The sequence below is a fragment of the Streptomyces sp. iso_384 genome (assembly GCF_056172905.1).
Map to the genome: position 1 here is coordinate 7,513,529 of NZ_JBWBTT010000001.1, position 20,698 is coordinate 7,534,226.

Annotated in this window: 18 protein-coding genes and 1 pseudogene; 10 read left to right on the forward strand and 9 right to left on the reverse strand. The window is 70.4% G+C overall.

The features are described 5' to 3' along the window. Positions 1-112 precede the first annotated feature (112 nt). Positions 113-589, forward strand: coding sequence for a glycine-rich domain-containing protein (locus AC0VY3_RS33990; protein ID WP_475551416.1), 477 nt, complete (start codon positions 113-115; stop codon positions 587-589). A gap of 59 nt (positions 590-648) precedes the next feature. After that, the gene (locus AC0VY3_RS33995; protein ID WP_475551417.1) at positions 649-1,311 is read left to right on the forward strand and encodes a class I SAM-dependent methyltransferase; all 663 of its coding nucleotides are present in this window, start codon (positions 649-651) and stop codon (positions 1,309-1,311) included. A 203-nt stretch (positions 1,312-1,514) separates the two neighbouring features. Here AC0VY3_RS33995 and AC0VY3_RS34000 read toward each other — a convergent pair. Beyond that, positions 1,515-2,093, reverse strand: a pseudogene (locus AC0VY3_RS34000) (ATPase, T2SS/T4P/T4SS family); the annotation flags it as partial. Then, positions 2,090-3,226, reverse strand: coding sequence for a septum site-determining protein Ssd (gene ssd / locus AC0VY3_RS34005; protein ID WP_475551418.1), 1,137 nt, complete (start codon positions 3,224-3,226; stop codon positions 2,090-2,092). The pseudogene AC0VY3_RS34000 and the gene ssd, both read right to left, overlap by 4 nt. A 501-nt stretch (positions 3,227-3,727) precedes the next feature. Between ssd and AC0VY3_RS34010 the strand changes: the two genes are divergently transcribed. After that, a complete protein-coding gene (locus tag AC0VY3_RS34010; RefSeq protein WP_475551419.1) occupies positions 3,728-4,576 on the forward strand; it encodes an HAD family hydrolase in 849 nt (282 codons plus the stop codon). 590 nt (positions 4,577-5,166) lie between these two features. Here AC0VY3_RS34010 and AC0VY3_RS34015 read toward each other — a convergent pair. Next, positions 5,167-5,991, reverse strand: a complete 825-nt coding sequence (locus tag AC0VY3_RS34015) for a Fic family protein (protein WP_475551420.1) — start codon at positions 5,989-5,991, stop codon at positions 5,167-5,169. A gap of 102 nt (positions 5,992-6,093) precedes the next feature. Between AC0VY3_RS34015 and AC0VY3_RS34020 the strand changes: the two genes are divergently transcribed. After that, positions 6,094-7,089 (forward strand): ATP-binding protein, encoded by a 996-nt coding sequence (locus AC0VY3_RS34020; protein WP_103508608.1) that lies wholly within the window; start codon positions 6,094-6,096, stop codon positions 7,087-7,089. 271 nt (positions 7,090-7,360) lie between these two features. On the opposite strand, the gene AC0VY3_RS34025 is transcribed toward AC0VY3_RS34020, so the two are convergent. Further along, the gene (locus AC0VY3_RS34025) at positions 7,361-8,698 is read right to left on the reverse strand and encodes a polysaccharide deacetylase family protein (protein WP_475551421.1); all 1,338 of its coding nucleotides are present in this window, start codon (positions 8,696-8,698) and stop codon (positions 7,361-7,363) included. Between the two features lie 381 nt (positions 8,699-9,079). On the opposite strand from AC0VY3_RS34025, the gene acs reads away from it, so the two are divergent. The 5 genes from acs (at position 9,080) to AC0VY3_RS34050 (ending at position 14,666) form a co-directional block, all read left to right on the forward strand. Continuing rightward, the gene (acs, locus tag AC0VY3_RS34030; protein WP_103508423.1) at positions 9,080-11,077 is read left to right on the forward strand and encodes an acetate--CoA ligase; all 1,998 of its coding nucleotides are present in this window, start codon (positions 9,080-9,082) and stop codon (positions 11,075-11,077) included. A gap of 264 nt (positions 11,078-11,341) precedes the next feature. Then, positions 11,342-12,754: a Na+/H+ antiporter NhaA gene (nhaA, locus tag AC0VY3_RS34035; protein WP_103508436.1), complete on the forward strand. Its 1,413-nt coding sequence runs from the start codon at positions 11,342-11,344 to the stop codon at positions 12,752-12,754. Positions 12,755-12,794: 40 nt separating this feature from the next. Then, a complete protein-coding gene (locus AC0VY3_RS34040; RefSeq protein ID WP_103508424.1) occupies positions 12,795-13,337 on the forward strand; it encodes a phage holin family protein in 543 nt (180 codons plus the stop codon). After that, the gene (locus AC0VY3_RS34045) at positions 13,334-14,347 is read left to right on the forward strand and encodes an alpha/beta fold hydrolase (protein WP_103508425.1); all 1,014 of its coding nucleotides are present in this window, start codon (positions 13,334-13,336) and stop codon (positions 14,345-14,347) included. Before AC0VY3_RS34040 ends, AC0VY3_RS34045 begins: the two co-directional genes overlap by 4 nt. Before the next feature lie 115 nt (positions 14,348-14,462). Continuing rightward, complete coding sequence (locus AC0VY3_RS34050) at positions 14,463-14,666, forward strand: hypothetical protein (protein ID WP_103508426.1); 204 nt, start codon at positions 14,463-14,465, stop codon at positions 14,664-14,666. A gap of 51 nt (positions 14,667-14,717) precedes the next feature. Here AC0VY3_RS34050 and AC0VY3_RS34055 read toward each other — a convergent pair whose 3' ends face one another. The 3 genes from AC0VY3_RS34055 to nth all read right to left on the reverse strand — a co-directional run bounded on the left by AC0VY3_RS34055 (position 14,718) and on the right by nth (position 17,773). Beyond that, positions 14,718-15,923: a MarP family serine protease gene (locus tag AC0VY3_RS34055; RefSeq protein WP_103508427.1), complete on the reverse strand. Its 1,206-nt coding sequence runs from the start codon at positions 15,921-15,923 to the stop codon at positions 14,718-14,720. A 91-nt stretch (positions 15,924-16,014) separates the two neighbouring features. After that, a complete protein-coding gene (locus tag AC0VY3_RS34060; RefSeq protein ID WP_475551422.1) occupies positions 16,015-16,785 on the reverse strand; it encodes an NUDIX hydrolase in 771 nt (256 codons plus the stop codon). 127 nt (positions 16,786-16,912) lie between these two features. Continuing rightward, complete coding sequence (gene nth, locus AC0VY3_RS34065) at positions 16,913-17,773, reverse strand: endonuclease III (protein ID WP_242735497.1); 861 nt, start codon at positions 17,771-17,773, stop codon at positions 16,913-16,915. Between the two features lie 370 nt (positions 17,774-18,143). Here nth and AC0VY3_RS34070 point away from each other — a divergent pair, with 370 nt between their 5' ends. After that, positions 18,144-18,818 (forward strand): Crp/Fnr family transcriptional regulator, encoded by a 675-nt coding sequence (locus tag AC0VY3_RS34070; protein ID WP_003967450.1) that lies wholly within the window; start codon positions 18,144-18,146, stop codon positions 18,816-18,818. A 111-nt stretch (positions 18,819-18,929) separates the two neighbouring features. Here the strand turns inward: AC0VY3_RS34070 and AC0VY3_RS34075 are convergent, their stop codons facing one another. Both AC0VY3_RS34075 and AC0VY3_RS34080 read right to left on the reverse strand, forming a co-directional pair. Continuing rightward, complete coding sequence (locus AC0VY3_RS34075) at positions 18,930-19,760, reverse strand: MBL fold metallo-hydrolase (RefSeq protein WP_103508430.1); 831 nt, start codon at positions 19,758-19,760, stop codon at positions 18,930-18,932. Then, positions 19,757-20,653, reverse strand: coding sequence for an NUDIX hydrolase (locus AC0VY3_RS34080; RefSeq protein WP_475551423.1), 897 nt, complete (start codon positions 20,651-20,653; stop codon positions 19,757-19,759). Before AC0VY3_RS34080 ends, AC0VY3_RS34075 begins: the two co-directional genes overlap by 4 nt. Positions 20,654-20,698: the final 45 nt, after the last annotated feature.

Here is a 20,698-nt window from a genome sequence, read left to right on the forward strand (position 1 = left end):
ACGACGGCCACTGCCTGCCCGGCACCACAGACTCCCGCCCCGGCACGGACCCCGTTCGACCGGGGCGGGCCCGCCCTCACACAGGGCACCCGTCCACCACAGGAGGAAGCACATGACCATCGCGTTAGAGCGACCCGTGGGCACCACCGACCCGGCGACCCTCGTCACCCCCGAGGTGATGGAGCGGCTCGCCGCCCGTATCACCAAGGACCACCCCGACACTGACCTGCCCACCGCGCGCCGCATCATCGGCCAGGCCGCCGCGTTCCTCGCCGCCAGTGCCGCACTGCCCGGGGCCGAGCTCTCCCCGAGCAAGGCGGTCGACGTCGGCTGGCACACCTTCATCCTCCACACCGTCGACTACGCCGAGTTCTGCGAGCGCGTCGCCGGCCGGTTCATCCACCACGTCCCCACCGAGGAAAACCAGACCGGAGAGGACAGCGGCGCCGCCCGGCAGCGCACCCTCGACGCGATCACCGCGGCGGGATACCGAATCGACCACGAACTGTGGCCCGACGCCGCCAAGATGGGTGACTGCAGCCAGTGCCACGCGGGCTGCACAGACAGCCCGAACAGCGGCAAGAAGTAGCAACCCCCTCAGCCGGCCGCCCGGACCCCCGGGCGGCCGGCCCCAGGAACGGAGCATCAGTGACCGAGACCGCGGCGTGGGACACGTACTCGAAGCAGAAGCCGGAGCGACGCCCGGTGAACGCGGCGGGTGAGACAACCTGGTTCAACTGGACGCAGTACCCCGACCACGGGCCCGGCGCGGAAGTCCTGAGCATCACCCCGGGCGCCAACGTCCTCGACCTGGGGTGCGGTAAGGGCGGCAACCTCGCCCACGTCGCCACGCTTGGCGCGCGCCCCGTCGGCGTCGACATGTCCATGGCCCAGATCAAGGCTGCCGAGGCCCGCTGGCCCGACGTCAAGCTGGAGCTGCACCAGGCGGAGGCCACCCGCTTCCTCACCGAGGGCGAGGAGCAGTTCGACGCGGTGTTCTCCGTGTTCGGCGCCGCCTGGTTCACCGACCCGGCCGCCCTCCTCCCCGCCGTGCGCGGCCGGCTGCGCCCTGGCGGGGTGTTCGCGTTCTCGCAGCGCCCGCCGGTCGAGGGCTGCTACGGGTGTCAGGCCTCGTACATCACCCGGTCCGAGGATGAGGACCCCTTGGTCGTGAAGCGGTGGGACTACGAGCCTGACCGGTGGGCTGGCCTCCTTGAGGAGCACGGCTTCACCGACGTGTCCGCCCGCGTGATCCCCGCCCCGCCTGGGCCGAGGAAGATCGGCACCCTGCTCGTTCGCGCCCAGGGGTAGCCCACGGCGGAACCGCAGCCCCTGCCTCACCCGAGGCGGGGGCTGCTTCGTGTCCGCTTCGTACCCCAACCTTGGAATCGAAGGCGCGCACGAGGGGCTGCAATCAGAGCCACAAACATGCAGGTCAGAGCGATGAAAGCGCGTCTCGCCCGTCCATCTCGGCACGGTTTCCAGTAGCGGTGTCTTACCCCATGTTCCGGGTTGCCCGCCCCCGTGCCGCCACTGATCACATAGGAGATCCGCGCTTCCACGAGGGCCCGCAGGATCCGGTCACCGCCGGGCGGCACCGTGCCCGCGTCCACCAACTCCGCCAGCGAGAAGGCCCGTGGTCGCACCACACGAAGGGAGAGACAGGTCGAGCCGACCGCCACCGGGGGCAGCACGGCGTGCATCCGGGTGCCGTCGGGCAGTCGGGCGTCCACCCATGGCCGTGCGTCGTCCAGCCTTCTGCCGGCCACCGCGGCGAGACGCTGGGCCAGCCGCCGGATCGCCGCCGCGTCCGAGAAGGTGACGCCGGTCAGCTGGAGGCCACCGCCCCGGTCCACCCACACGCGGTCCGGTGCGGACACCAGCACATCGGTCACCTCCGGATCCGCGAGCAACGGCTCCAGCACTCCCGTGCCGACGAGTTCACCCCGCAGCTCTGCCGCGGCTCCGAGCACCTCGGCGTCCCCCAGCAGACGCCCCTGGGCCCGTAGAGCGGCGGCCACTCCGGCCGGGGTGGGAGCAACGCCACTGCGTGCCAGCCGCTGGCGTACGGCGTCGAGCAGCTCGTCCGTCATGCCGTGCCTCCCCCGGGCGGGCCAGCCAGGGGGCTCGTTCCGCCGACCGCAGCCACCTGTTCCCAGAAGGCCGAACAGAACCGGGCCAGCGGGCCCCGGGCACTGCCGCCGGGCGGAGTGCCGTCGTCCTGGGAGACCAGAAGGCCTGATTCCCAAGGGAGTTCACCGACGAGCGGGAGGCCGATGGCCTGGGCCACCCACTGCCCGTCCAGACCTGACGCATACGGGCCCCGGGGCACCACCCGCAGGTCGTCCAGGACCATTCCGGCCGTGGACGCGACGCGCTTGGCCGCCGCGACCGCGCGCAGTTCACCCGGCACCACGAGCAGGCCGAGGTCGAGTTGGGCCAAGGCCTCCGCAACCCCCTCGTCGACCCGGCGTGGGAGGTCCACGACCACCACTCCGCCGAGTCGGCGCGCGGCGGCGAGCACGGCTCGCATCGCCTGCGGCGGGATCACCACTTCGTCGTCCCGCCCCCAGCTCAGCACTCGCAGCCCGTGAAGCGCGGGCAGCGAGTCCTCAAGGGCTCCGCCGCCGAGTCGCCCTTTCGACTGCGCGAAATCCGGCCACCGCATGCCTTCGGCCCGTTCACCGCCGAGCAGGACGTCGATCCCACCGCCCAAGGGGTCGGCGTCGATCAGCATCGTCCGTCGACCGGACCTCGCCGCACTCACGGCGAGGGCACAGGCCAGCGTCGATGCGCCGGAGCCGCCCCGTCCGCCCATCACGCCGACGGTGAGCGCGGGCCGCCCCACGCCTTCGGCCGCGTTGGCGATCTGATCGACGAGCCAGCCTTCGGAATCGGGCAGTCGCAGCACATATTCGGCCCCGATCTCCACCGCCCGGCGCCACACGTCAGGGTCGTCCTGGTCCCGACCGACCAGCATCACCCCCTTCCTGCGGCCGGCGCCCCGACATCGCGCGGCGGCGTCATCTCCCACCAGCACCATCGGAGCTCGCTCCCAGCCGCCACGACGTCCGGGCGGCCCGTGATGAACCTCCGGCTCGGCTCCGGCCGCCGCGCACAGCCGCAGCAGATCGTCGAGCAGCTCCACGTCCTCCGTCACGATCAGCGGGCCTCCCCGCCGCCCCTCGGTGACTGCCGCTCCTTCTCCTGCGAGGGATCCAGTCACGATCTCCGCCCCCTTCCCACTGCCCCTTCAGTGCGGTTCGCGGCGTTCTCGGAGCGTTTCCGAGATGCGCGATTCCGGCACCCGCGGACTTCGCGGGTGGAATCAACGTGCAGCACCGCGGAAAAACATGTGGATCTTGGTGGAAAGCTGTGGACAACCCCGGGGTTGTGAATAACTCCGTAACCCAAACCAGCGACTTCCGGAGTGCAGCCCCTTGGCTACACACTGTGACGAGACGAGTCGCGCGACACCCGGCTCGCACGATCGGGCCGATGCCGGCCAGACAGGAGACTCAGGTGATTGCCGCCCCTATAACGCGTCCGGACATGCGACGACCCCCGCCGGGGGGGAGAGCGGGGGTCGTCCCCACGGCCGACTCGGGGGGGGGAGGAGTCGGACCGGGTTAGCACGGTCGCGAACGATCCGTGACTTCCATGGTGTACCCGAGGGCCTTCTCAGGCAAACCCACGCGCCGGAGTTTACGCCGAATGGTGGGCCCCTATGCTCAGCGTTGTGGAAAACTGCTTCTCGCCGCGCACAGCAGCCTTCTTTGACCTGGACAAGACGGTCATTGCGAAGTCTTCGACGCTGACCTTCAGCAAGTCCTTCTACCAAGGCGGACTGATCAACCGCCGCGCTGTACTGCGCACTGCGTACGCACAGTTCGTGTTCCTCGCCGGGGGCGCCGATCACGACCAGATGGAGCGGATGCGTGAATATCTCTCCGCCCTCTGCAAGGGGTGGAACGTCCAGCAGGTCAAGGAGATCGTCGCCGAGACCCTGCACGACCTGATCGACCCGATCATCTACGACGAGGCCGCCACCCTCATCGAAGAACACCACGCAGCAGGTCGCGATGTGGTCATCGTCTCGACCTCGGGCGCCGAAGTAGTCGAACCCATCGGCGAGTTGCTGGGAGCCGACCGTGTCGTCGCCACGCGCATGGTCGTCGGCGACGACGGCTGCTTCACGGGCGAGGTCGAGTACTACGCCTACGGACCGACCAAGGCCGAGGCCGTGAAGGCGCTCGCGGTCTCGGAGGGGTACGACCTTTCGCGCTGCTACGCCTACAGCGACTCGGCGACCGATGTACCGATGCTGGAGTCGGTCGGCCACCCGCACGCGGTCAACCCCGACCGCGCGCTGCGCCGCGAAGCGACCCTTCGCGAGTGGCCGATTCTCGTCTTCAACCGCCCGGTCCGACTCAAGCAGCGCCTGCCCGCATTCTCGATGCCGCCCCGCCCCGCCCTCGTGGCGGCGGCCGCGGTCGGCGCGGCAGCCGTCACCGCGGGGCTGGTCTGGTACGCCAGCCGTCGGCGCACCACCGCCGGCGCCGCTCTGCCGGGGTGAACCCGATCGGGGTGGGCCAGACCAGGGTGGAGCAGGGCCCGGTGGAGCAAGACGCTCCCACCGGGGCGGCCTCGGCCGATCCCATCGACCGAGCACCCCGACCGGTCCCTTCCTGGATTCCCTCGACCAATCACCTGGACCGGTTCAGGCACCCGCACCAGGTGCCTGAACCAGGTACTCGCACCGGGCACCCGATTCGCCCGTGATTGAACCTAAAAGTAAAGAAGCGAGGCCAGGGCTTTCCCTTCCCCTGGACCTGGAGTACAAAGGGGTTAACGGCCCGCGAGACCAAGGACATCCGTGAGGATGACCTGTAACGCAGTACGGCCCCACGGACCGCGCACGAAAGTCGAGCACCCACGCGACGTCGACCCGTCGATTACGGGCCAGCCGCACCAGGTGACGGGCAAAGCACCCGACCTGATGGGCAATTTACGAGGACGCTTGGTAACTGGGCGGACGTGCCAGCGGCGGTATCGCACACCGATACCGCCGCAACCCTTGCTCCGGGCTTTCACTCGTCGGCCATGCCGACCGCCCGGGAATCGACTTCCCGCGACGCCCGCCCTGTCCCGCGCCGCTTCGCGCCCTCAGGCCGCGCCGCGCTGGAGCGCCTCGCACACCGCGGTCGATTCGCGCACACCCAGTTCGACCGAGCGCCCGCAGTGGGCGATCCAGGCGGCCATGCCCTCCGGGGTTCCGGCCGTGTAGCCCTCGAACGCCGCGACATAGGCCGCCCGGCCCTGTTCCGCGTGCCCCACCTCGGCCGGGCAGATCGACTTCGGATCCAGTCCGCTGCCGATCAGCACGATGCGCTCGGCGGTCCGGGCCACCAGACCGTTGTGCGAACCGAACGGGCGCAGTGCCAGCAGTTCACCGTGCACCACGGCCGCCGTGACCAGGGCGGGGGCACTGCCACCCGCGATGATCAGCTGCGAGAGCCCTTCGAGTCGCCCGGCGGCCTCCTCGGCCCCGGGCAGCGGCGCCTCGATCAGCGGCTCGTCGACGGATTCACCCGCCAGGCGCGGACGCCCCACCGTGTCGTCGGGGGCGGCCCCACCGGCCGCCACCAGATGCAACCGAGCCAGCACCCGCAGCGGCGACTGCCGCCAGATGGAAAGGAGTTGCCCCGCCTCCGCGGTGAGGCGCAGCGCGGCGCCGACCACGCGCGCCTCGTCCTCGCCACTGAAGTCGGTGCGCCGACGCACCTCTTCGAGGTTCCAGTCGGCACCGGCCAGTGCGGCCGAACCACGGGAACCCCGCAGTGCGGCCTCGGCCGTGACCTCATTGCTCCGGCGTCGCATGACGCGGTGACCGTAGACCCGGTCGACGGCCTTCCGCACGGAGTCCACGGCATCGGGCACGCCGGGCAGGGAACCGAGCGCGGCAAGCGGGTCTGAGGCAGTCGTACTCATAAGTAGCGAGGCTACGCGCCCACCCCACCCGGTCCACCCTCAAGTGGCCTTCTTCACGAACGATGACAGCACACCGCAACGGAACCGCTACCCTAGGTGAACATGAAGATCGCTTTCGTCGGGAAGGGCGGCAGCGGAAAGACCACGCTGTCCTCGCTCTTCATCCGCCACCTCGCCGCCAACGAAGCCCACGTCATCGCCGTGGACGCCGATATCAACCAGCATCTGGGGGCCGCTCTCGGCCTGGACGAAGCGGAGGCCGCCGCGCTGCCCGCCATGGGCGCGCACCTCCCGCTCATCAAGGACTATCTGCGGGGCTCCAACCCTCGTATCGCTTCCGCCGAGACGATGATCAAGACGACTCCGCCCGGCGACGGCTCCCGGCTGCTGCGGGTCCACGAGGACAACCCGATCTTCGAGGCCTGCGCGCGTATGGTGCGGCTCGACGACGGGCATGTCCGGCTGATGGCGACGGGCCCCTTCACCGAGTCCGATCTCGGTGTGGCCTGCTACCACTCCAAGGTCGGGGCCGTGGAGCTCTGCCTCAACCACCTGGTCGACGGTCCCGACGACTACGTCGTGGTCGATATGACGGCAGGCTCGGACTCGTTCGCGTCGGGCATGTTCACGCGCTTCGACATGACGTTCCTGGTCGCGGAGCCGACCCGTAAGGGGGTGTCGGTGTACCGCCAGTACAAGGAGTACGCGCGCGACTTCGGCGTCACCCTGAAGGTCGTCGGGAACAAGGTGCAGGGCCCGGACGACCTGGAGTTCCTGCGTGCGGAGGTCGGCGACGACCTGTTGATCGGGGTCGGTCACTCCGACTGGGTCCGGTCGATGGAGAAGGGCCGGCCGTCCAGGTTCGAGCTGCTGGAGGCCGACAACCGGATGGCCCTGCAGGCGCTGCAGGACGCCGCCGAGGACTCGTACGGGCTGCGCGACTGGGAGCGCTACACGCGCCAGATGGTGCACTTCCACCTGAAGAACGCCGAGAGCTGGGGCAACGAGAAGACCGGCGCCGACCTGGCCGCCCAGGTCGACCCGGCCTTCGTGCTCGACGAGCGATACGCGGGAGCGGGCGTCACGGCACCCGCCTGACACGTCACGCGGGGACCACCCGGATCAGCGCCCCTCGTTCACCGCCCCTCACTCACCGCCCTCGTCCACTGCCTCCCGTGCACCGCCCCGCGCTCGGCAGGCTCGTGCTCCTCGGCCGCCGTTCGACCGGCCGCCGTTCGACCGGCCTCCGGGTTCGGTGCTCGGTTCGACGCGTTCGCCGGCCACTGAGGAAAGTGGCCGGCGAACGCTGGGGCGTGATTCAGCCGTTGTTCGGGCCGGCGGCTCCCGCCGGACCCGAACCTGCGGCGTCCTAGTCCGTGCCCTTGCCCGTGTCCTTGTCCGTGCCATTGTCCGTGCCCTTGCCCGCGGGCGGGGCGGCGGCCGCCTGGGTGCCGAGGTAGGAGGACCAGCCCGTCTTGGGCGCCTCGCCGACGCCGAGCGTGGTCAGCTTGGCCAGCGTCTTCGGGTCCTGTGCGTCCAGCCAGTCGGCGAGCTGCCGGAACGACACGCAGCGCACGCCCTCCTGGGGGCACACCTTCGCGATGGTCTCCTCGATGGCGCGCATATAGGTGCCGCCGTTCCAGGACTCGAAGTGGTTGCCGATGATCAGCGGCGCCCGGTTGCCGTTGTACGAGCGGTCGAAAGCCTGAAGCAGCCCGTCCCGCATCTGGTTGCCCCAGTACTCGTGCTGGGAGGGGTCGCCCTGGGTGGCCGTGCCGGACTGGTTGACCATGAAGTTGTAGTCCATCGAGAGCGTCTCGAAGGCGCGGCCGGGCATCGGGACGAGCTGGAGCGGAATGTCCCAGACCCCGTCCTTCTTCTGGGGCCAGACCTGGTTGCCGACGCCGCTGGAGTCGTAACGGAAGCCCATGGTCCGGGCGGCGGCGACCATGTTCTTCTGGCCTTCGAGGCAGGGGGTGCGGGCGCCGATCAGTTCCTTGTCGTAGTCGAAGGGCAGCGGGGCCTCGTCCTTCAACTCCGGGGTGTTGGTCTTCCAGCTCTTGACGAAAGCTTTCGCCTGGCTGATCTCGCTCTTCCACTCATCGACGGACCAGGTCCCGACGCCGCCGTCCGCGCCGCAGAAGTGGCCGTTGAAGTGGGTGCCGATCTCGTTGCCGTCCTGCCAGGCGGCACGAACCTCGGCGAGGGTGTCGCGGATGCCCTCGGTGTCGTTGAAGCCGATGTCGGAACGGCCCGGCGCATGCTGGGGCGGGTTGTAGAGGTCCTTCTTGTCCTCCGGCAGCAGGTACACGCCGCTGAGGAAGTACGTCATGTTGGCGTTGTACTTCTTGGCCACACCGCGGAAGTGCGAGAAGAGCTTCTGGCTGTCCTCTCCGGCGCCGTCCCAGGAGAACACCACGAACTGCGGCGGCTTCTCGCCGGGCGCAAGTCGCTTGGCGGCCGGGATCTTCGGCTGGGCCCCGGTGAAGGCGGTGGATCCGTCCCCGATGAGCTTGACCGCGTTCTTCGGGGCGGCGGCCGGAGGGTTCTCCTTGGCGCCGTGGGCGCCCTTCTCCGCGTCGGCTCCCGGCCCCCCGGACGCGGCGGCACCTCCGGAGCCGGAGCCGGCTCCGGAACAGCCCGCGAGAACGGCGACCAAGGCCGTGGTCATGACGCCCAAGGCGATCCTCTTCGTGGCGGCCATCATCCGCCCACCCTCTTCCTTGCAGGTTATTTGCGTTGAAGTGCCGACACGGCGCGGCCAAATTCGCACGCGGTCCCGCACAGGAAAGGGCGACATACCGAATGAAAAGCTTTTTATTCACCGATAAGAGTTATCAATTAGCCCGAACGACCCGAACGACCCGAACGACTCCGGCCTGAACCGGGCGAGCCCCGGGCCCGTGCAACAAGGTGACCCCGTTCCGCATCGCGCCCCGGCACGCACCGCGGGGACGCAACTGCCGTGCGCCACGCGTCGTACGGCGGCCCTCGACCGCGGAACGCGATCATGGCTCCATACACGAAGACACAGGTCTAAACCAATTCCCGGCAGACACTTGTCACCCGGCCTCGCGCCTGATGAGCTATGCCCCGGGACACAACGGACACCCTGGGACTGGGAGAAGTCGTGAGCAACGAGAGCCTGGCCAACCTGCTTCGGGAAGAGCGGAAATTCGCTCCGCCCGCCGAGCTGGCCGCCAACGCCAACGTCACCGCAGAGGCGTACGAGCAGGCCGCGACGGACCGGCTGGGCTTCTGGGCCGAGCAGGCCCGCCGCCTGACGTGGGCCACCGAGCCGACCGAGACCCTCGACTGGAGCAACCCGCCCTTCGCGAAGTGGTTCGCGGACGGCAAGCTGAACGTCGCGTACAACTGCGTGGACCGCCACGTCGAGGCGGGCAACGGCGACCGGGTCGCCATCCACTTCGAGGGCGAGCCGGGCGACAGCCGGGCCATCACCTACGCGGAGCTGAAGGACGAGGTCTCCCGGGCCGCCAACGCGCTGACCGAGCTGGGCGTCGGCAAGGGCGACCGGGTCGCCGTCTACCTGCCGATGATCCCCGAGGCCGCCGTCGCGATGCTGGCCTGCGCCCGGATCGGCGCCGCGCACTCCGTGGTCTTCGGCGGCTTCTCGGCCGACGCCATCGCCGCCCGGATCAAGGACGCGGACGCCAAGGTCGTCATCACGGCCGACGGCGGCTACCGCCGCGGCAAGCCGTCCGCGCTCAAGCCCGCCGTCGACGACGCCGTCTCCCGCTTCGAGAACGTCGAGCACGTCCTCGTCGTCCGCCGCACGGGTCAGGACACCGCGTGGACCGAGGGCCGCGACGTCTGGTGGCACGAGATCACCGCCCGCCAGTCGGCCGAGCACACCCCCGAGGCCTTCGAGGCGGAGCAGCCGCTCTTCATCCTCTACACCTCGGGCACCACGGGTAAGCCGAAGGGCATCCTGCACACCTCCGGCGGCTACCTCACGCAGGCCTCGTACACGCACCACGCGGTCTTCGACCTCAAACCGGAGACCGACGTCTACTGGTGCACCGCCGACATCGGCTGGGTGACCGGGCACTCGTACATCGTCTACGGGCCGCTGGCCAACGGCGCGACGCAGGTCATGTACGAGGGCACGCCCGACACCCCGCACCAGGGCCGGTTCTGGGAGATCGTGCAGAAGTACGGCGTCACGATCCTCTACACCGCGCCGACGGCGATCCGTACGTTCATGAAGTGGGGCGACGACATCCCCGCGAAGTTCGACCTGAGCAGCCTCCGGGTCCTCGGTTCGGTCGGTGAGCCGATCAACCCCGAGGCGTGGATGTGGTATCGGAAGAACATCGGCGCCGACAAGTGCCCGATCGTGGACACCTGGTGGCAGACCGAGACCGGCGCGATGATGATCTCGCCGCTGCCCGGTGTGACGGAGACGAAGCCGGGAAGCGCCCAGCGCGCACTGCCGGGCATCTCCGCCACCGTCGTGGACGACGAGGCCAACGAGGTGCCGGACGGCGGGGGCGGCTACCTCGTCCTCACCGAGCCGTGGCCGTCCATGCTCCGCACCGTCTGGGGCGACGACCAGCGCTTCATCGACACCTACTGGTCGCGCTTCGAGGGCAAGTACTTCGCGGGCGACGGCGCCAAGAAGGACGAGGAAGGCGACATCTGGCTGCTCGGCCGGGTCGACGACGTCATGCTCGTCTCCGGGCACAACATCTCGACCACCGAGGTCGAGTCCGCCCTCGTCTCCCACCCGTCGGTCGCCGAGGCCGCCGTGGTCGGCGCCACCGACGAGACGACCGGCCAGGCCATCGTGGCGTTCGTGATCCTGCGCGGTACGGCGACCGCCTCCGACGAGCTGGTCGCGGAGCTGCGCAACCACGTCGGCGCGACGCTCGGCCCGATCGCGAAGCCCAAGCGGGTGCTGCCGGTCGCCGAGCTGCCGAAGACCCGCTCCGGCAAGATCATGCGCCGGCTGCTGCGCGATGTCGCCGAGAACCGCGAGCTGGGCGATGTCACGACGCTGACCGACTCCTCGGTGATGGACCTGATCACCACCCAGCTGCCGTCCTCCTCGTCCGAGGACTGACGGTTACGAGGACGGACCGCGGCGAGGGCCGACAGCACAGAACAGACGCATGAGTACGGCTCCGATGGGCATCCGGCAACGCGCCGGATGCCCATCGGACATTTAGTCTGAAGATCACCTATTAAGATCCCGCTCTTCATGCCCCCGGTAGAGTAGGAGCCTCATCAACAACTCCAGAGGACATCTCCACAGGGGCGCCGGGAAGTCTGGTCGGCACATCGGTCAGTCATGCCCTCACGCCGCCCCGACCTGGAGGTCCCTCTCGTGGCACCGCCCAACACGCCCACCCCCACCCCGCCGCGCCGCCCACTGCTCGGCAGGCTCTCGCTCCCCGAGCGGAACTACGTGGCGGAGGCGCTCCGTACCGAGACGGTCGGCGGTGTGCTCCTGCTGGTGGCGGCGGTCGCCGCACTCGTCTGGGCCAACACCTTCGGCGGCTCGTACGAGACGGTCAGCCACTTCCACTTCGGCCCTGGCGCCCTCGGCCTGGACCTCTCCGTCGCGCACTGGGCGGCTGACGGACTGCTCGCCGTCTTCTTCTTCGTCGCCGGTGTCGAACTCAAGCGCGAACTGGTCGCGGGCGAACTCCGCGATCCGAAGGCCGCGGCCCTCCCCGTGGTGGCAGCCCTGTGCGGCATGGCCGTGCCCGCCCTCGTCTACTACCTCACCGTGGTCGTCGGCGGCGGCTCGACGGACGGCTGGGCGGTCCCGACGGCCACCGACATCGCCTTCGCGCTCGCCGTCCTCGCGGTGATCGGCACCTCGCTGCCCTCCGCGCTGCGGGCCTTCCTGCTCACCCTGGCCGTCGTCGACGACCTTTTCGCGATCCTGATCATCGCGGTGTTCTTCACCTCGGACCTCAACTTCCCGGCGCTCGGCGGAGCCGTCATCGGTCTCGCCGTCTTCTACCTGCTGCTCCGCTTCGACGTCCGGGGCTGGTACATCTACGTTCCGCTCGCCCTGGTCATCTGGGGCCTGATGTACAACAGCGGCATCCACGCCACCATCGCCGGTGTCACGATGGGCCTGATGCTGCGCTGCACCCGGCGCGAGGGCGAGAAGCACTCCCCCGGCGAGCACATCGAGCACCTGGTCCGCCCGCTTTCGGCCGGGGTCGCCGTACCGCTGTTCGCCCTGTTCTCGGCCGGGGTCGCACTGAACGGGGAGGCGCTGGCCGGCGTCTTCACCCGGCCCGAGACGCTCGGCGTCGTCCTCGGCCTCGTCGTCGGCAAGACCGTCGGCATCTTCGGCGGCACCTACCTCGCCGCCCGCTTCACGAAGGCGGAGCTGAACAAGGATCTGGCCTGGGCCGATGTCCTGGCACTCGCCTCGCTCGCCGGTATCGGGTTCACCGTCTCACTGCTCATCGGCGAGCTCGCCTTCGAGGGCGATCCGGAAATGATCAACGAGATCAAGGCCGCCGTGCTGCTCGGCTCACTGACGGCTGCCCTGCTTGCCTGCGTCCTGCTCAAGCTCCGGGTACGCAAGTACAAGGAGTTGTACGAGGCCGAGGAGCTGGACGAGGACGGATCCGGGGTACCCGACATCTACGAGCAGGACGATCCGGAGTATCACCTGCGGATGGCCGCCATCCACGAGAACAAGGCGGCCGAACACCGCCGTATCGCCGAAGAGCGGGCGGGGGCAGCGCGCAACGAGCCGAACAGTCCGGCATGATCTGACATCGGATGTGTCGAAGACGGAGAGGGAGTCAGGGATGAGCGACCCCGGCAACTACGTGGGCAGTGCGGACCGCAGCATCGGGCAGCTGGTCGCCTCGGCGACGGCCGAGATGTCCGCACTGGTGCACGACGAGATCGCCCTGGCCAAGGCGGAGGTGCGGCAGGACGTCAAGCGCGGGGTGATCGGCAGCATCGCGTTCGTCGTCGCGGGCGTGCTGGTGCTCTTCTCGATCCCGGTGCTGAGCTTCGCCGCGGCGTACGGCATCCACAACCTGGGCCTGGGGCTGGCCTGGTCGTTCCTGATCGTGGGCGGGGCGTTCATCGCGCTGGGCCTGCTGCTGGCGTTCCTGGGCATCCGGAAGTTCAAGAAGGTCAAGCCGCCGGAGAAGTCCATCGCCTCCGCCAAGCAGACCGCCGCCGTTCTGCAGAACGCCAAGCCGCACCCGCGCGCGTCCATCGCGGCCGACGCGATCATCGAGCGCTCCGGCAGCAGCCTGGCGAAGAAGAGCGTCGAGGGCGGCTCCGGTGTCGGCTCCGGTAAGGACGAGGCCGCCGCTGTGGCACGCTCGTCCACATGACGGTTCCCGATTCCAGCGCATTCGGCCCGGCGGGTCCGGTGGACCCGGAGGGTTCGGCCGCCCCGCCGGCCCCGGCGGGCCGGACCGCCGCCACCGGGGGGCCGGTGCGCCTCGACGGCCCCTGGACCCACCGCGACGTGGCGGCCAACGGTGCGCGGTTCCACATCGCGGAGATGGGCGAGGGGCCGCTGGTGCTCCTGCTGCACGGCTTCCCGCAGTTCTGGTGGACCTGGCGTCACCAGCTGCCCGCGCTCGCCGACGCGGGCTTCCGGGCGGTCGCGATGGACCTGCGCGGGGTGGGCGGCAGCGACCGCACACCCCGCGGTTACGACCCCGCCAACCTGGCCCTCGACGTCACCGGCGTGATCCGCTCCCTCGGCGAGCCCGACGCGGCCCTGGTCGGCCACGACCTCGGCGGCTACCTCGCCTGGACGGCCGCCGTGATGCGGCCCAAGCTGGTCCGCCGGCTCGTCGTCTCCTCCATGCCGCACCCGCGCCGCTGGCGCTCCTCGATGCTCTCCGACTTCGCCCAGTCGCGGGCCGGTTCGTACGTCTGGGGCTTCCAGCGCCCGTGGCTGCCGGAGCGGCAGCTCCTCGCGGACGACTCCGCCCTGGTGGGGGGCCTCATCCAGGACTGGGCGGGCCCGCGCACCCCGGACTTCCCCGACGAGGAGACCCTGGACGTCTACCGCCGGGCCATGAGCATCCCCTCCACCGCCCACTGCTCGATCGAGCCGTACCGCTGGATGGTCCGCTCGATGGCGCGTCCGGACGGCATCCAGTTCAACCGGCGGATGAAGCGTCCGGTCCGGGTGCCCACGCTGCACCTGCACGGTTCGCTCGATCCGGCGGTCCGTACGCGGAGTTCGGCCGGGTCGGGCGAGTACGTCGAGGCGCCCTACCGGTGGCGACTTTTCGACGGTGTCGGGCACTTCCCGCAGGAGGAGGATCCGATCGGCTTCTCCACCGAACTCATCAACTGGCTCAAGGACCCCGAGCCCGACCGGTAGGCCGGTCACCCGTTCGCGCACAGCTGTCCGACGAACAGCCAATTGCCTTCCGCATAGGCCAATTGGCTGACTCGCCGACGGTTACCGACCATGGGTCACGGGCAGACGTCGGGGTATGGGCTGGACGCACGACTTCACTGACGAAGCACGCAACCGCCGCTCCACCGCGTCAACCGGTGTGAGCACTCATGAGGGGGGCGGCCCTCGCGGCCGGGTGCACGAAGTGCATGACCTTCACCGTTCCCGTCTCGGGATTCCGCGTATCCTCCGCCGTCGGGCACGCTGGGTCTCGGCGCGGCTCCGCCATCCCCGTAACTGACCCTCGACCGACCCTTCCGGCGCTCCCCTGGAGGGCGCGCCGCAAGGCCCGCTAGAGGGCGCAGCCCTGGCTGTCGACCTGCTGGTTGGCCGTGCGGCCGATCTCGATGTCCTCGCGGATCTCGTCGGCCGTCAGCGCGTAGCCGGTGTCCGGGTCGTCGAGCGACTTGGCGAACACCACTCCGTACACCTTTCCGTCCGGGGTGAGCAGCGGGCCGCCCGAGTTGCCCTGACGGACCGTCGCGTAGAGCGAGTACACATCGCGGCGCACCGTGCCCCGGTGGTAGATGTCCGGGCCGTCGGGGTTGATCCGGGCGCGGACGCGGGCCGAGCGGACGTCGTACGCGCCGTTCTCGGGGAAGCCCGCGACGATCGCGCTGTCGCCGGTCCGCGCGTCGTCGTCCGGGCCGGTGAACCGCAGCGGCGTGGCCCGGAGATCGGGGACGTCCAGGACCGCGATGTCGCGCTGCCAGTCGTAGAGGACGACCTTCGCGTCGTACAGCCGGCCCTCGCCGCCGATCTGGACGGTGGGCTCGTCCACGCCGCCGACCACATGGGCGTTGGTCATCACCCGGCGCTCGGCGAAGACGAAGCCGGTCCCTTCGAGGACCTTGCCGCAGCTCGGGGCCGTCCCCACGACCTTGACGATCGACTTCTTGGCGCGGGCGGCGACCGGGCTGCCCACCAGGGCCGGATCCGGCGCCTTGACCTCGGTGATCGGTTCGTTGGCGAACGGGCTGAAGACCTGCGGGAAGCCGTTCTGCGCGAGGACGGAGGAGAAGTCCTGGAACCAGCTGGGCGCCTGCTCGGGCATCACCCGGTCGACGCCGAGCAGGACCGAGGAGTTACGGACCTCCTTGCCGAGCGTCGGCAGCGAGGTGCCCGCCAGCAGCAGGCCGATCATCCAGGCCACCAGCAGCATGGCCACCACATTGACCAGGGCGCCGCCGGTGGCGTCCAGGGCGCGCGCGGGCGACCACGTGATGTACCGGCGGAGTTTGTTGCCCAGGTGGGTGGTGAAGGCCTGGCCGATCGAGGCGCAGATGATCACGATGACGACCGCGCCGATGGCGACCGCGGTGGAGACCTCGGCATCCTCGGTCACCCGGTCCCAGATGACCGGCAGCAGGTAGACGGCGACGAGCCCGCCCCCGAGGAAGCCGATCACCGACAGGATGCCGACGACGAAACCCTGGCGGTAGCCGATGACCGCGAACCACACGGCGGCGAGCAGCAGCAGGATGTCGAGCACGTTCACCGTCTATAGCCTCGCAGTTTCGTCACCTGGCCCGTCGGTGGTGACGGGGTCCGGGCCGGACCCGGAGCAGCGCAGCAGGAGGGCCAGCGTGTCATGCGCGCCAGTCGAGCGGCACCTGTCTGGCCCTGTCCCAGGGGCGTTCCCATCCCGCGTAGTGCACAATCCGGTCGATCACTCCGGCCGTGAAGCCCCAGACCAGAGCCGATTCGACCAGAAATGCCGGGCCGGCGTGCCCACTCGGGTGGACGGCCGTGGCCCGGTTGGCGGGATCCGTGAGATCCGCCACGGGAACCGTGAAGACCCGGGCCGTCTCGCCCGGATCGACCACCCCGACCGGACTGGGCGCGCGCCACCAGCCGAGCACCGGCGTCACGACGAAGCTGCTGACCGGGATGTAGAGCCGGGGCAGTACGCCGAAGAGCTGTACGCCCCCGGGGTCGAGGCCGGTCTCCTCCTCGGCCTCGCGCAGCGCCGCGCGCAGGGGCCCGGTGGTGGCCTGGTCGCCGTCCTCGGGATCCAGTGCTCCGCCGGGGAAGGACGGCTGCCCGGCGTGGGAGCGCAGCGTTCCGGCGCGCTCCATCAGCAGCAGCTCGGGCCCGCGCTCCCCCTCGCCGAACAGGACCAGGACGGCCGACTGCCGGCCCGCCCCGCTCTCGGGCGGCAGGAAGCGGCTGAGCTGCTGCGGCTGGACGCTGCGCGCGGCGCGGGCGACCGGGTCGAGCCATGCGGGCAGGCCGTCGGTGGTGACGACGACGGCCGGGTCGGGAACGCGGCCGCCATCACCGCCGGTGTGCGACGGCCCTTCGGCGGGGTCGTTCCTGGCGTGCGTGTGCGTCGTGCCGTGTGTGTGCGCGTGCATCATGGGCACCCCCGTCGTTTCACAACGCCTGTCGTCGGCCGATTCGTTCCTGACGGGTCCGTTCCCGGCCGTTCCGCTTCCGGCCGTACCGAGCCGGTCGTACGGGGCCGCACCGTACCGAGGGCTGCCCTCACCCGGCCCCCAGCGCGGGTGCGGGCTTGCCCGGGTAGTCGGCGGGCGGGCTGAGCCGCTGGCCCGGATAGCCGCCCATCTCGTACTTCAGGAGCTTCCTGGCCTTCTCCGGGTCGGTCTCGCCCTCCCCGTACGAAGGGCAGAGCGGGGCGATCGGGCAGGCCCCGCAGGCGGGCTTGCGGGCGTGACAGATCCGGCGGCCGTGGAACACCACACGGTGCGAGAGCATCGTCCACTCGCTCTTCGGGAAGATCCCGGCCACCACCGCCTCGACCTTCACCGGATCCTCCTCGTCGGTCCACTTCCAGCGCCGCACCAGCCGCCCGAAGTGCGTGTCGACGGTGATGCCGGGAACCCCGAACGCGTTGCCCAGGACGACGTTGGCGGTCTTGCGGCCGACCCCGGGCAGCTTCACGAGGTCTTCCAGGCGCCCCGGGACCTCGCCGCCGAACTCGTCCCGCAGGGCGGCGGAGAGGCCTATCAGCGACTTGGTCTTGGCCCGGAAGAACCCGGTCGGCCGGATGATCTCCTCCATCTCCTCCGGCACGGCCGCCGCCATGTCCTCGGGGGTGGGGTAGGCGGCGAAGAGCGCGGGGGTGGTCTGGTTCACCCTCAGGTCGGTGGTCTGGGCGGAGAGGACCGTGGCCACGAGGAGCTCGAAGGGGTTACGGAAGTCGAGCTCGGGGTGGGCGTACGGATAGACCTCGGCGAGCTCGCGGTTGATCCGGCGCGCCCGGCGGACCATCGCCAGATGCGACTCCGGCTTCGGCGCCTTGGCCGCCTTGGACGGTGCGGGCGATGTGGCTCGCTTGACGGGTTTCGCGGATTTCGCGGGCTCGGCGGGCGTGGACGATGACACTGCGGACCTCCTGGCCGACTTCCGGAGCGGCTTCCCCGGCTCTCCGGGCGAACCGTGTGCCCCTCCGAGGGAGCCGTTCGCGGCAATCCTCGGGCGCGGCCGGGGTTGTTCGCCCACAGCGGAATCGCCGCCCTTCAGCGCCCCGTCGGCCCCCTTGGCCTGTGCTCTCCCCGGCGTTCTGGACACCCGGCCAGCCTAGAGCCAGGCACCGACAACCACCCCTGTCACGGCATATCCACCCCCGATCGGCCCCCTGCCGTAGGGTCCGGCACGCCCGTGCGTCAAACTGGTTTGTGATTGATCGCACTGTTTTACCGTCCGGCATGATGGGGACCACGGTTCCCTGAACAGGCCGACAAGGAGAGAACTCGTGGACGACGTTCTGCGGCGCGCCCCGCTTTTCGCGGCGCTCGATGATGAGCAGGCCGCGGAGCTCCGCGCCTCGATGAGTGAGGTGACCCTCGCGCGCGGAGACGCGCTGTTCCACGAGGGCGACCAGGGTGACCGCCTGTACGTGGTCACCGAGGGCAAGGTGAAGCTCCACCGCACCTCGCCCGACGGGCGCGAGAACATGCTGGCCGTGCTCGGCCCCGGCGAGCTGATCGGTGAGCTCTCGCTCTTCGACCCGGGCCCGCGTACGGCGACCGCCTCCGCGCTGACCGAGGTCAAGCTCCTCGGCCTCGGCCACGGCGACCTGCAGCCCTGGCTGAACGCCCGGCCCGAGGTGGCCACCGCGCTGCTGCGCGCGGTCGCCCGACGGCTGCGCAAGACCAACGACCAGATGTCCGACCTGGTCTTCTCCGATGTGCCGGGCCGTGTCGCCCGCGCCCTCCTGGACCTGTCGCGCCGCTTCGGCGTCCAGTCCGAGGAAGGCATCCACGTCGTGCACGACCTCACCCAGGAGGAGCTGGCCCAGCTGGTCGGCGCCTCCCGCGAGACGGTCAACAAGGCGCTCGCGGACTTCGCGGGCCGCGGCTGGCTGCGCCTGGAGGCCCGTGCGGTCATCCTGCTGGACGTCGAGCGGCTGGCGAAGCGCTCGCGCTGACCCCGCCCCGTACGGGACCGATGTCCCGCCCGACGTGGTGTGAAGGGCCCCGCCGACCGGTGTGCGTACCGGTCGGCGGGGCCTTCCCGGTCACGATGCGCCGGACACGTGCTAGATCAGCCCGTGCCCGGTGAGGTATTCCAGCTGCGCCCGCACCGACAGCTCGGCGGCCGGCCACAGGGAGCGGTCCACGTCGGCGTACACCTTCGCCACCACCTCCGACGGCGTACGGTGCCCGGCCTCCACCGCCGTCTCCACCTGGGCGAGCCGGTGCGCGCGATGGGCGAGGTAGAACTCCACCGCCCCCTGCGCGTCCTCCAGCACCGGACCGTGGCCCGGCAGCACCGTGTGGACGCCGTCGTCGACCGTCAGCGACCGCAGCCGCCTGAGCGAGTCGAGGTAGTCGCCGAGCCGCCCGTCCGGATACGCGACCACCGTCGTACCGCGGCCGAGGATCGTGTCGCCCGTCAGCACCGCCCGGTCGGCGGGCAGATGGAACGAGAGCGAGTCCGCGGTGTGCCCCGGCGTCGGCACCACGCGCAGCTCCAGGCCGCCGGTGGTGATCACGTCGCCCGCCCCGAGACCCTCGTCGCCCAGCCGCAGCGCCGCGTCCAGGGCCCGTACCTTCGTCCGCGTCAGCTCCGCGAACCGGCCCGCGCCCTCCGCGTGGTCGGGGTGCCCATGAGTGAGCAGCGTCAGGCCCACGCGCCGTCCGGACCGCTCCACCGCCTCGATCACGGCCCGCAGGTGTACGTCGTCGAGCGGCCCGGGATCGATGACGACCGCGAGGTCGGAGCCGGGCTCGGCCACGATCCAGGTGTTGGTGCCGTCGAGCGTCATCGCGGACGGGTTGGGCGCGAGGACGTTGACCGTACGGGCGGTCGAGGGTCCGGAGACCACGGTTCCGCGCGGCTGTCCGGGCAGGGCGGCTGCGTCGCTCACGCGGCACCGCCCCCGTCGCCCGCCGTGGGCACGTGTTTGGTGAACTCGTGGTGCCCCGGCCAGCTCAGCACCAGCTCGTCGCCCTCCAGGCGGGCCTGCGCGAGCACCGGGGCCATGTCCTGCACGTCGGCGGCCTCCAGGGCCTCCGCGGCCGTCCTGTACGGCGCGAGGGCCCGCAGCGTGGTCACGGTGGGCGGCATCATCAGCAGCTCGCCCGCGTCGTAGCGGCGGGCCGCGTCGGCGGGGGCGATCCACACCGTGCGGTCGGCCTCGGTGGAGACGTCCCGGGTGCGCTGCCCCTCGGGGAGCGCGGCGACGAAGAACCAGGTGTCGTAGCGGCGCGGCTCGAACTCCGGGGTGATCCAGCGCGCCCAGGCGCCCAGCAGGTCCGAGCGCAGCACCAGGCCGCGCCGGTCCAGGAACTCCGCGAAGGACAGGTCCCGGGCGACCAGCGCCTCCCGGTCGGCCTCCCAGTCCTCCCCGGTCGTGTCGCCGACCACGGTCTCAGCGGTCGGCCCGGCGAGCAGGACGCCCGCCTCCTCGAACGTCTCGCGCACCGCCGCGCACACGACGGCCTGCGCCTCGGTGACCGTCGCCACGCCGAGCCGGGCGGCCCACTGCTCCAGCGGGGGCCCGGCCCACCCGATCAGCCGGTCGTCGTCGCGCGGATCGACTCCGCCACCCGGATAGGCGTACGCGCCTCCGGCAAAGGCCATGGAAGTCCGCCGCCGCAGCATGTGCACGACAGGGCCGGGCGTCGCGGCCCGGGGCCCCCGATCACGGAGCAGCATCACGGTGGCGGCCCGCCGGGGTGTCACGGCCGTCAGCTCACCGGCGGCGAGGGCCCGGATCCGGTCGGGCCATTCCGGGGGGTACCACTGACCTTGGGGCATGGCCGGAGGCTATCCGGAACCGCGCCGATGTTCGAGAGGATCCCT

Coding starts and splice junctions, on each gene's coding strand:
- AC0VY3_RS33990 (WP_475551416.1), top strand. CDS start 113: ATGACCATCGCGTTAGAGCGACCCGTGGGCACCACCGACCCGGCGACC.
- AC0VY3_RS34010 (WP_475551419.1), top strand. CDS start 3,728: ATGCTCAGCGTTGTGGAAAACTGCTTCTCGCCGCGCACAGCAGCCTTC.
- AC0VY3_RS34015 (WP_475551420.1), bottom strand. CDS start 5,991: ATGAGTACGACTGCCTCAGACCCGCTTGCCGCGCTCGGTTCCCTGCCC.
- AC0VY3_RS34020 (WP_103508608.1), top strand. CDS start 6,094: ATGAAGATCGCTTTCGTCGGGAAGGGCGGCAGCGGAAAGACCACGCTG.
- AC0VY3_RS34025 (WP_475551421.1), bottom strand. CDS start 8,698: ATGATGGCCGCCACGAAGAGGATCGCCTTGGGCGTCATGACCACGGCC.
- acs (WP_103508423.1), top strand. CDS start 9,080: ATGCCCCGGGACACAACGGACACCCTGGGACTGGGAGAAGTCGTGAGC.
- AC0VY3_RS34040 (WP_103508424.1), top strand. CDS start 12,795: ATGAGCGACCCCGGCAACTACGTGGGCAGTGCGGACCGCAGCATCGGG.
- AC0VY3_RS34045 (WP_103508425.1), top strand. CDS start 13,334: ATGACGGTTCCCGATTCCAGCGCATTCGGCCCGGCGGGTCCGGTGGAC.
- AC0VY3_RS34050 (WP_103508426.1), top strand. CDS start 14,463: ATGGGCTGGACGCACGACTTCACTGACGAAGCACGCAACCGCCGCTCC.
- AC0VY3_RS34060 (WP_475551422.1), bottom strand. CDS start 16,785: ATGATGCACGCGCACACACACGGCACGACGCACACGCACGCCAGGAAC.
- AC0VY3_RS34080 (WP_475551423.1), bottom strand. CDS start 20,653: ATGCCCCAAGGTCAGTGGTACCCCCCGGAATGGCCCGACCGGATCCGG.